11 protein-coding genes are annotated in these 11,591 nt (G+C 29.6%); 10 read left to right on the forward strand and 1 reads right to left on the reverse strand.

Annotation, left to right across the window (positions count from 1 at the left end):
• Positions 1-73 precede the first annotated feature (73 nt).
• From def to OW763_RS10020, 9 genes are all read left to right on the forward strand, one after another.
• The gene (def, locus tag OW763_RS09980; RefSeq protein ID WP_268040972.1) at positions 74-541 is read left to right on the forward strand and encodes a peptide deformylase; all 468 of its coding nucleotides are present in this window, start codon (positions 74-76) and stop codon (positions 539-541) included.
• Between the two features lie 521 nt (positions 542-1,062).
• On the forward strand, positions 1,063-2,553 hold the full coding sequence (locus OW763_RS09985) for a sugar ABC transporter ATP-binding protein (RefSeq protein WP_268040973.1): 1,491 nt from the start codon (positions 1,063-1,065) through the stop codon (positions 2,551-2,553).
• A 44-nt stretch (positions 2,554-2,597) separates the two neighbouring features.
• A complete protein-coding gene (locus OW763_RS09990) occupies positions 2,598-3,596 on the forward strand; it encodes an ABC transporter permease (RefSeq protein WP_268040974.1) in 999 nt (332 codons plus the stop codon).
• Between the two features lie 12 nt (positions 3,597-3,608).
• A complete protein-coding gene (locus OW763_RS09995) occupies positions 3,609-4,619 on the forward strand; it encodes an ABC transporter permease (protein WP_268040975.1) in 1,011 nt (336 codons plus the stop codon).
• A 65-nt stretch (positions 4,620-4,684) separates the two neighbouring features.
• Positions 4,685-5,737: an autoinducer 2 ABC transporter substrate-binding protein gene (locus OW763_RS10000; RefSeq protein ID WP_268040976.1), complete on the forward strand. Its 1,053-nt coding sequence runs from the start codon at positions 4,685-4,687 to the stop codon at positions 5,735-5,737.
• A 134-nt stretch (positions 5,738-5,871) separates the two neighbouring features.
• Positions 5,872-6,741, forward strand: coding sequence for a sugar phosphate isomerase/epimerase family protein (locus OW763_RS10005; protein WP_268040977.1), 870 nt, complete (start codon positions 5,872-5,874; stop codon positions 6,739-6,741).
• A 20-nt stretch (positions 6,742-6,761) separates the two neighbouring features.
• Positions 6,762-8,420: a ribulokinase gene (locus OW763_RS10010; RefSeq protein WP_268040978.1), complete on the forward strand. Its 1,659-nt coding sequence runs from the start codon at positions 6,762-6,764 to the stop codon at positions 8,418-8,420.
• Between the two features lie 35 nt (positions 8,421-8,455).
• Entirely contained in the window at positions 8,456-9,157 is a 702-nt protein-coding gene (araD, locus tag OW763_RS10015; protein ID WP_268040979.1) for an L-ribulose-5-phosphate 4-epimerase, read from the forward strand.
• Positions 9,158-9,453: 296 nt separating this feature from the next.
• Entirely contained in the window at positions 9,454-9,978 is a 525-nt protein-coding gene (locus OW763_RS10020) for an ECF transporter S component (RefSeq protein ID WP_268040980.1), read from the forward strand.
• A 79-nt stretch (positions 9,979-10,057) separates the two neighbouring features.
• Here the strand turns inward: OW763_RS10020 and OW763_RS10025 are convergent, their stop codons facing one another.
• Positions 10,058-10,891, reverse strand: a complete 834-nt coding sequence (locus OW763_RS10025; protein WP_268040981.1) for an SDR family oxidoreductase — start codon at positions 10,889-10,891, stop codon at positions 10,058-10,060.
• Between the two features lie 339 nt (positions 10,892-11,230).
• On the opposite strand from OW763_RS10025, the gene OW763_RS10030 reads away from it, so the two are divergent.
• On the forward strand, positions 11,231-11,569 hold the full coding sequence (locus OW763_RS10030; protein WP_268040982.1) for a hypothetical protein: 339 nt from the start codon (positions 11,231-11,233) through the stop codon (positions 11,567-11,569).
• Positions 11,570-11,591 lie beyond the last annotated feature (22 nt).

An 11,591-nucleotide genomic window follows, 5' to 3' on the forward strand; every position in this document is an offset into this window, starting at 1 on the left:
AAGTATAAGGATGTGTATATAATAGTATTGGGTATAAACCTAATACTATTATTTTTATGGGAGGAAAGTTTTCATGGCAATTAGAGAAATAGTTAAAGTTGGCAATGATGTCCTAAAACGTAAAAGCAGAAGAGTTGAGAAAATTGATAATGAAGCGTTAGAATTAATAAAGGATTTAAAAGATACATTATATGCTGGAACAGGAGTTGGACTTGCTGCACCTCAAATTGGTATTTTGAAGAGAGCATTTATTATAGATTTGAGGGATGGAAGTGAACCTATAATATTATTAAATCCTAAAATAACTAAAAAGATAGGCCATTATGAAGATATTGAAGGTTGCTTAAGTTATCCAGGGTATGAAGGTATAGTTGAAAGACCTAGAAAAGTTATGATAACAGGAATGAATGAAAAAGGAAAAATTGTTCAATATGAAGCTCAAGGATTAATGGCAAGAGCAATGTGTCATGAAACTGATCACTTAGATGGAATTCTTTACATGGATAAAGCTAAAAAAGTTTATAAAGTTGAACAAGAATAAATAATATATAATTTCTTAAATAGAGTAAGTAGAAGGTGAGTTTTAGAGTTTCTACTTACTCTATTTTTGTTAGTAGTTTTTTAGTTATAATTTTAATATGAAAATATAAAGAAATACAAAAATAGTAAAAAAGTTAAATTTACTATTTAAAAATAATTTTATAAAAAATAGTAAAAATTGATAGAAAATTATGTATTTTTGTAATATACTTATATAAGTAAGTATTTTTTTGATTTTTTGTAGAATATCTTGATATATATATATAATATACATAAATATGTAGAAAATGTATTGTATATGTGCTATAATTATTAAGGTTTTTATAATTATATATGATAAACATATAAAAAAATATGATATAAAATATATGTTTTTAGTGGTTTGTAAGCTAATATGATAACAATATTTAAAATTATAAAACATTTTGTCTAATATATTTTGTTTAGAATATTATTTAATATATTAGATACTTACATGCAAAAGATGATATAAAACCACAATTACTAAGGGAGTGTTACAGAATGAGTAATAAAGAAGTGTTCTTAAAGCTGCAGGATATAAGAAAAACTTTTTCAGGAGTTAGAGCGCTTGATGGAATACAACTAGAGGTTAAAAAGGGAGAAGTACATGCGTTAGTAGGAGAAAATGGTGCTGGTAAGTCAACATTAATCAAGGTATTAACAGGAGTTCATCAACCAGATGAGGGAGCAGAAATTTTTATTGAAGGAGAGCAGATAAAAAAATTAAATCCTTTATTTTCGGTAAGAAAAGGGATTTCGGTAATATATCAAGATTTTTCTTTATTCCCAAATTTAACTGTAGCTGAAAATATAGCTATTAGCTTTGAAATTGAAAAAGGTAGAAAACATGTAAATTGGAAAGCTATGAAAGATACAGCTAAAAAAGCAATAGAAAGTATAGGGGTGGATATTGATATTAATATTCAAGCAGGTAAACTTTCTGTTGGTAAACAACAGCTTGTAGCTATAGCGCGTGCCTTAGTTTATGATGCAAAAATGATCATTATGGATGAACCTACATCTGCACTTTCTAAAAATGAAGTACAAGCTTTGTTTAAGATAATAAATAAATTAAGAGAAAAAAACATTTCAGTATTATTTGTAAGTCATAAGCTAGAAGAATTATTTGAAATTGCTGATAGATTTACTGTAATAAGAGATGGTAAGTATATAGGGGATTATGATAAGAGTGAATTGGACAACGATAAACTAATTGCTCTTATGGTTGGACGTAAAGTTGAAATCAAAAGATATGAAAAAAATGAATCAGGAGATACTTTGTTAGAAATAAAAGGATTTTCTAAAAAAGGTAATTTTAAGGATATATCCTTTAAACTTAACAAGGGAGAAATTGTAGGATTCACAGGGTTAGTAGGAGCAGGAAGAACTGAACTTGCTCAAGCGATTTTTGGAATAAATCTTTCTGATGAAGGCGAAATGTTTATAGAGAATAAAAAGATTGAGGTTAAATCTACTGAACAAGCTGTGGCAAATGGAATAGCATATGTTCCAGAAAGCCGTAAAACAGAAGGACTTATTTTACCGCAATCTGTTGAAGATAATATAGCAGTAACTATTTTTCATAAATTAGTAAAAAAATTAAATATTATTGATGTGAAAAAGAAAAAAGAAATTGCTGAAGAATGGATAAAAAAATTAGATATAAGACCAGCTATGTCTGATATGATAACTGGAAATATGTCAGGAGGTAATCAGCAAAAAGTTGTTATAGCAAAATGGCTAGCAAGGAATCCTAAAATATTAATAGTAGATGAACCTACTAATGGAATAGATGTTGGAGCTAAAAGTTCTATACATCAGTTATTAAGAGATCTTGCGGCACAAGGAATGGGAATTATAATGATTTCATCAGAACTGCCAGAGATTTTAGCTGTTAGTGATAGGATACTTGTAATGAGAAGAGGGAAAATCACTGCTGAATTTGATGGAAACGATGTAACTCAAGAGCAAATAATGAATAAATCAGTTTAAATTTTTAATACTTATCAGGATATATTTTATGGAGGTAATTCAGTATGAAACATGCTATAAAAAGTAAAGAAATGGGGATTTTACTTATAATTCTTGTGCTTTCTTTAATAATTACAATAAATAATCCTACTTTTTTAAGAATTGATAATATTTTAGATGTGCTTAAAGGAAATGCGGTCTTAGGGATAATGGCTATGGGAATGCTTGTAGTTATTCTTACTGGTGGAATTGATGTATCCGTATCTGCAAGTATTGCAGCTGTTACCGTTATTGTAGGAAATATAATGGGTAATTTTGGAGGGAACATATTTTTAGTATTTTTAATTAGTGGTATTATAGGAATTGCGTTTGGAACTGTAAATGGTGTTTTAATAGCAAAACTTAAATTAGCTCCAATTGTTGTAACTTTAGGTACAATGAGCATTATAAATGGTGTTGTATTGTATTGTACTAATGGAGCATGGATTAATAATTTACCTAAAAATTTTATAGAGTTTGGTAAAAAAACATTCTTTTCTTTGCCAGATGGACAAGGTGGAAGTGTAGGAATTCCAGTTCAAATACTATTTTTTATAGGAGCAGCACTTTTAACATGGTATATTCTTAAATATACACTTATAGGTAGAGGGATTTATGCAGTAGGTGGAGACAGAGTGTCTGCTGAGCGTATAGGTTATAAACCAGATTTGATAACTATTTTCTTATATGGTTATATGGGGCTTATGGTAGGAATAGCTGCGACTGTTCATACTTCAATTATGAAACAAGTTGACCCTAATGCATTTATGGGTTTTGAGCTTCAGGTAGTTGCTGCTGTTGTTCTAGGAGGAGCAAATGTACTTGGGGGAGAAGGAACTGTATTAGGTACTATTCTTGGAGTTATACTTCTTGCTATTATGAATAATGGATTAGTTCTTATGCATATTTCAGTTTTCTGGCAAAAGATAATTATAGGCTTAATAATAATTGCCTCAGTAAGCTTTGATGTTATTCAAAGAAAAAGAAAAGAAAAGAATCGAACTATAGTAGATATTGAAGAATAAGGAGTGAGACATATGAAGAAGCAAAGTAAGGAATTTAGGCTATTATTGGTTTTTGCAGCAATATTTATTGCGATGTCAATAATATCTCCAGATAGATTTTTTAGTTTAAATAATTTACAATCTATGGCATTCCAATTACCAGAGCTAGGAATTATGTCACTTGCAATGATGGTTATAATTGTTACAAGTGGAATAAATTTATCAATAACTTCTACAGCAGCTTTATCGGGTATAGTTGGTGCATTTGTACTTTCAAGTTATAAGACAACTTTTGGTGGGAATGAAGTTTTAGCTGTTATAGCAGCAATTGTTGCATGCTTATTAGTATCTTTAATATGTGGGGCTATAAATGGTAGTATTGTTGCATACATAGGAGTTTCACCAATATTAGTTACAATAGGTACTATGACTCTTTTTGAAGGAATTAGCCTTAAATTCACCAAAGGTGGTGCTATATCAGGATTCCCAGATGCATTCATGTGGTTTGGTAATGATACAATTTTAGGGGTTCCTGTTCCTATGATTATATTCGTATTAGTTATAATTGGAGTAACTATTAAGTTAGAGTATACACCATGGGGACAAGGCGTATACATGATTGGATGTAATCCAGTTGCTACTGAATTCTCAGGAATAAATGTAAAAAAAGTTTTAATGAAAGTATATTTATTGTCAGGATTATTATGTGGTATAGCTTCTATAGTTATGATATCTAGATATAATTCAGCTAAAGTAGATTATGGCTCATCTTATATGCTTCAAAGTATTTCTGCTGCTGTGCTTGGTGGAACCGCTATTGAAGGTGGATACGGTAAAGTAATAGGTACTGTAATAGCTACTGCAATATTACAAGTTCTTTCAAGTGGATTAAACATAATAGGAATTAATAGATATATTGTAGATATAAGTATGGGAGTGATTTTAATATCTGTACTTACTATAAACTTCTTTGCAACAAGAAGAAAAGAAGCTAAAGAAAAACAGAAAATGATATCAAAGGCTTCACAAAGTAAAGCTGTATAACTAAATTATTAATAATGTTTAAAATTTAAAATTTAAAATAAATGAAATTTTAAGGAGGACTAAAAATGAAAAAGAAAATTTTATCAATATTACTTTCTACAGTTGTTGTTTCTTCTCTTGCTTTTGCAGGATGTGGAGCTTCAAAACAAGCAGATAGTAATACCGACTCAAAACAAAAAGAAACAAAAGAAAAGGCAGCAGATGGGAAATATAAAATTGCTGTTATGCCTAAATTGGTAGGTATTCCTTATTTTAATGCATCTGAAACTGGAGTTAAAAAAGCAGGAGAAGATCTTGATGTAGAAGTAATATACACAGGTCCAACAAAAGCAGATGCTGCTGAACAAGTTAAGATGATAGAAGATTTAATTAACAGAGGCGTTGACTGTATAGCAGTAGCTCCAAATGATCCAGCTGCATTAAAGCCAGTACTTAAAAAAGCAAAAGATAAAGGTATTCTTGTTATGGACTGGGATACAGCTGCTGATAAAGATGCAGTTGAACTTTCAGTTCATCAAATTGATGATAAAGAATATGGAACACATACATGGGATAAACTTGTAGAAGCTATGGGAACTGATGAAGGAGAATATGCTGTTATAACTGGTGGTTTATCAGCTTCAAACTTAAATGCATGGATAGATGCTGGTATTGAGTATGCAAAAGAAAAATATCCAAAACTTAAATTAGTTACTGAAAGAATTCCATCAGATGAAAAACAACAAGTTGCATATCAAAAAACTTTAGAAGTTATAAAAGCTTATCCAAACATAAAGGGTATAATTGGTGAAAGTACACCTGCTCCACTTGGAATAGGACAAGCTATCCAAGAAAAAGGATTACAAGACAAAATAGCAGCAGTAGGATGTGCATTACCAACAGATTCAAAACCATACTTAGAAGATGGTTCATTAGATACAGTAATACTTTGGGATCCAGTTAAATTAGGATACTTAACTGTTTACCTTGCTAAAGCTAAGTTAGATGGTAAAGAAATAAAAGATGGAATGGAAGTTCCTAATGTAGGAAAAATAAGAGTTTTAGAAGATGGAAAAACTGTTATAATGGCACCACCAATGGATTTCACAAAAGAAAATGCAAAAGATTATAAGTTCTAATTTATATAATTTAAATATTTAAGAATAATAAAAAGAGCTCTCTTTATGAGAGTTCTTTTAGAATACATAGATTTAGAATTTTAAAAGTTAAAGAGTTTTAAATTCTGATAATTAGTGAGAGGAGAATACTTCCGATGAATAAAATAGAAATATTTGTAAATAACTGGATTTTTGGAAATACTTCTTTAGAAGAAGTAGCATCAAGAGTTAGCAAAATAGGATTTGATGGAATTGAACTTGTTGGTGAACCTGAGATATATAATTCAAATGAAGTTAATAGGATAATGAAAAAATATGGTTTGAAAGTTAATTCTATATGTGGAATGCACCCAGGTCCTGATCAGAATGATTTAAGAGCTTTATGCCATTCAGATAAACAACAAAGAATAAATGCAATTAATTATGTTAAATCATGTGTTGATTTAGCTAAAGAAATTGGTGCTAGAAGTGTGTTGGTTGTTCCAAGTCTTGTAGGACAACCTGGGTTGTTTGATTCTAAAGATAATGATTGGAAAAGGGCTGTGGAATCCTTACAAATTGCGGGTCAATATGCAGAAAAAAATGAAATTTACTTAACTATTGAACCTATCAATCGATATGAAGTAGGCTTAGTCTATAGCATTAGTGATGCTATTAAAATGTGTAAGGAAATAAATAATGATTATGTAAGAACTATGGGAGATACTTTTCATATGCAGATTGAAGAGGGAGATGGTATTCCCAATGCAATTAGAAGAGCTGGAGAATATTATTTTCAGCATTTACATGTAGCGGATAATACAAGAGAAGCTCCAGGATTAGGAACTATGCCTTGGAGAGAGATAATAAGAGCACTTTATGATATAAACTATCAAGGGGGAATATCATGTGAGCCTCTTCCAAAGGGAAAAGCACCTTATGATGCGAGAAGTGGAAATATACCAGCTGAAAAACTAGATGCAGATTTAGCATTAGGGTTAAAACATTTAAGGGAAGAACAAGAAATTGTGATTAAAAAGTATTAGATTACAGAGGAGGAAACAATATGAGTAAGTATTCTATTGGAATAGACTATGGTACAGAATCAGCTAGAGCGCTACTAGTTAATTTGGAAACTGCAGAAGATATTTGCAATGCTGTTATGGCATATCCTCATGGAGTTATGAGTGAATGTTTACCAGATGGAACTAAACTTTCTAATGATTGGGCACTAGAACATCCCGATGATTATATAGAAGTATTAAAAACAATAATACCTTCTGTTATTGAAAAATCAGGAATTGATACAAAAGATGTTGTAGGAATAGGAATTGATTTTACAGCATGTACTATTTTACCTATAAAAGAAGATGGTACTCCACTTTGTGATTTAGATAAGTTTAAATCAAATCCTCATTCTTATGTTAAATTATGGAAACATCATGCTGCTCAGCCAGAAGCAAATAAATTAAATAATATTGCAGATAGTAGAAATGAAAATTTCATGTCAAGATATGGTGGCAAGATATCCTCGGAGTGGTTTGTGCCTAAAGTTTGGCAAGTTTTAGATGAAGCTCCTGAAGTTTATAATGAAGCTGATAAATTTATGGAGGCTGCTGATTGGGTTATCTTAAAGTTAACAGGAAAAGAAAAGAGAAATAGTTGTACTGCAGGATATAAGGCTTTATGGCATAAACAAAATGGATATCCATCTAAAGAATTTTTTAAGGCATTAGATTGTAGAATGGAAAATTTAATAGATGAAAAAATGAGTAGAGATATTTATCCTTTAGGTACTAAAGCTGGAGAAATTACTAAAAATATGGCTGATATGCTTGGGTTAATACCAGGAATAGCAGTAGCAGTAGCAAATGTAGATGCTCATGTTGCAGTTCCTGCTTCAGGAGTAACGGAATCAGGTAAAATGGTTATGGTTATGGGAACATCTACATGTCATCTGCTTTTGGGAGATGTGGAAAAAAATGTACCGGGTATGTGTGGATGTGTAGAAGATGGTATAGTACCTGGATATTATGGTTATGAAGCTGGTCAGTCAGCAGTAGGAGATACATTTGCTTGGTTTGTTAATAATTGTATACCAGAAAGTTATTATAAAGAAGCAAAAGAAAAAGATATGAATATTCATGTTCTTCTAACTGAAAAGGCTGCAAAGTTAAAACCTGGTGAAAGTGGACTACTTGCGCTTGATTGGTGGAATGGAAATAGATCAGTTCTTGTAGATACAGATTTAACTGGATTAATAATGGGAATGACATTAAATACGAAGCCAGAAGAGATTTATAGAGCTCTTATAGAAGCAACTGCTTATGGTACAAATAAAATAATTGAAACGTTTAATGAAAACGGAGTCAAAGTAGAAGAACTTTATGCATGTGGTGGGCTTCCTCAAAAGAATAGAATGCTTATGCAAATTTATTCAGATGTTACAGGACTTTCAATAAAAATAGCAGAATCTACTCAAACGCCTGCACTAGGATCAGCAATGTTTGGAGCTGTAGCAGCAGGAAAAGAAAATGGGGGATTTGATAGTATTGTTGAAGCTGCAAAGGTTATGGCGAAATTAAAAGATGAAGTTATAAAACCTATTCCTAAAAATCATGAAATCTATAAAGTTCTTTTCCAAGAATATGGGAAATTACATGATTATTTTGGACGAAGCATGAATGATGTTATGAAAACACTAAAAAAATTAAAAGAAAATTAATTATAAATTAGAGGTTATAGTGGAGGAAATTTTTTATGTTAGAAAAATTAAAAGAAGAAGTTTTAGAAGCTAATTTAAACCTTTGTAAGTATAATCTTATAAAATTCACATGGGGTAATGTTAGTGGAATAGATAGAGACAAAGGCTTAATAGTTATAAAACCTAGTGGAGTACCATATGAAGAATTAAGTGTTGAAAATCTTGTGGTATTAGATTTACAGGGCAATATTGTAGAAGGTTATTTAAATCCCTCTTCAGATACACCTACACATTTAGTTCTATATAATAAATTTCCTCAAATAGGAGGAGTCGTTCATACACATTCGCCTTGGGCTACAATTTGGGCTCAAGCTGGTAAGAAACTTTTAGCATTAGGTACTACTCATGCAGATCATTTTTATGGAAGCATACCATGTACAAGAATGTTGAGAGATGAAGAAATAGCTAAAAAATATGAAAAAGAAACAGGCAATGTTATAGTTGAAACTTTTGAAGATAAAAATGTAATGGACATACCTGGAGTCCTTGTACATAGTCATGGACCTTTTACTTGGGGAAAAAATTCTTTAGATGCAGTAAAAAACGCAGTTGTTTTAGAAGAAATAGCTAAAATGAATTACTATACTATGAGTTTAAATGAAACTACAGAATCTATACAAAAAACTTTACTTGATAAACATTTTTTAAGAAAGCATGGGAAAAATGCTTATTATGGTCAAACACAAAAAGTTATTTAATTATACTATATAAGAATATTGCGAAGCAATATTCTTATATAGAGATTCCTTTTGCTCTAAAAACGGGGTTAATAAAAGGAATTTTTTATTTTTTGAAAAATATAAATTATATCATTTTAATTCAGTTTTTACTTATATATACTTTTACATCGTTGTATTCTAAAGAAATATAATTATTATTGATATCATGAACAGTAGTGGAAAAGTTTATAGATAATTTTTAAATATCAGTATTTACAAGATGTAAAAAACAGTGTATACTACTGTATATACATTAGTATACGGAGGTGGGAAACATGAAAAATAATATAAAAAATCTAACATATACAGCATTGCTAATAGCTTTTGCAATTATAATTCCTTTGTTTTTTACTCCTTTAAGAATAGTTATTGGACCATTTTCAGCAACGCTTGCTTCACATGTTCCTGTATTTTTAGCTATGTTTTTAGGACCAACATCAGCTATAATGGTTGGAGTGGGTTCAACACTAGGATTTTTAGCAGCAGGTACACCTATATGGATTGTTGCTAGAGCTTTTATGCACGTATTCATAGGCTTAATGGGTGCAATGATGCTAAAAAAAGGAATTAGCTTTAAAAAGGTGGCTATAATTACATCACCTATTCATGGAATATTAGAAGGATTAGCAGTATTACCGTTTAAGAATATGTTTGGATTTTCTACAGAATTTATAATGGTAACTGTTTTAGTTGGCTCAATACTTCATCATTTAGCAGATGGGTTTATATCAAATCTACTTGTACAAGCATTAACTAAAAGTGGAAGAGCTACTTTTATAAAAAATGTTTCAGCTAAATAAAAGTAGGAACTAAATTTATTTACTTTAGAATGTAAAACTATCCTTCAGATAAAGTATAAACTCTATCTGAAGGATAGTTTTATTTGATGAATTTTTGTACTGCTATTTTAGTTCGGTCTTGCCAAGAGGGTAATTCAATATTAAAGCAGTTTTTTAACAAAACTGTTTTTAAGGCGCAATAAGAAGGGCGAGGGGCACTATTAGATATATAGTTGCTAGGTATTTCAATAATTTCTTTATTTATATTAGCGTATTTTAGTATATATTTTACCCATACAGATTTACTTACAGGATCTGGATTAACACAATTATATGTTCCATATAAATTTGTGGATATTATTTTTTCAATAACCATACATAAATCTTCAATATAAGTAGTACTTCCTATTTCAGTTGAACACATAAATATAGGTTTATATATATTATCTAGTATTTTTTCAATAAAATCATTTTCTTCACCAAAAACCCATCCAGTTCTAATAATAAAAAATTTGCTATATAAAGTTTGAATTAGTTTTTCTGCAGCTAAGTTAGTTTTTCCAAATACATTGATAGGATTACAGTCATCTGTTTCGTAATATGGACTGTTTTTTTTACCGTCGTGAACGTAATTAGTTGAAATATAGACTATAGGTATATCCAAACAGCAACAACTGTATGCTGTATTTAGACAGCCTATAGTATTGAGATTATAGGCAAGATTTTCATTCTGTTCACATAATTCTATGTCATTTAAACCATCACAGTGAATAACTATATCTGGGTTTAGTTTAGATATAACTTTTAAAGTTGAATTTTTATTGCTTATATCTAAAGTTTCTTTAGTCATTAAAAATATTTTATGGCTATTATTTAGATATTTATATAAAGCTTTGCCAAGCGGTTTATCTCCTCCAGTTATTAGTATATTCATATTAACCTCCTAAAAATTTCTCTAATTAATTTTATGATATACATATCAAGATTAATTCATTATAAGGTTATAATTTTAAAAATAAATTCCATATAAATTGATAATAAATGAGCCTCTATTAACATAAAGGATTAATTAAATTATTTTTATAGTTTCAGTAATATAAAGAACTTAATATGGTAATAAAACTTTTAATGAAATATCATATGATAAATTTATGTGATATAATGAGTTTATAGTTAATGTATTATATAAGAAAAGTGTGTCATACTTTTTTTACATGGTGAAGTTATTTAAAATTATTTATATAGGTATGTTTTATGGGGGAGAGGTTAGCTTATGGCAAAAAAAAATAGTTCTATTGACAGTGAAACAATAGAAAAAATTTTAAGTGAGTTAAAAGAAATGGAAGTTATGTGCACAAATGATAGGTTAACACTAAAAATACAAAAATTGATAAAAACAGTTAATAATGCGGCTAATTGGAGTGAGGAAATTTCGGTTGAAGATATAATTCATAAAAAAATGAAGGAATCTGCAAAGAAAAATCCTGATTTGAATTTAAAATTATATATGCTTTATAGGGATTTATCTGATGGAAGGATTTCAGAAGAAAAAGCTAAAGAATTATATGAAACTTATATTCAAATGTATCCTGATGATATTATGATATATTAAAATAACAAAAGGTACCGTAAAA

Origin of the sequence: Clostridium aestuarii, from assembly GCF_026735135.1 — a bacterium.
GTDB classification, from domain to species: Bacteria; Bacillota; Clostridia; order Clostridiales; family Clostridiaceae; genus Clostridium_H; species Clostridium_H aestuarii.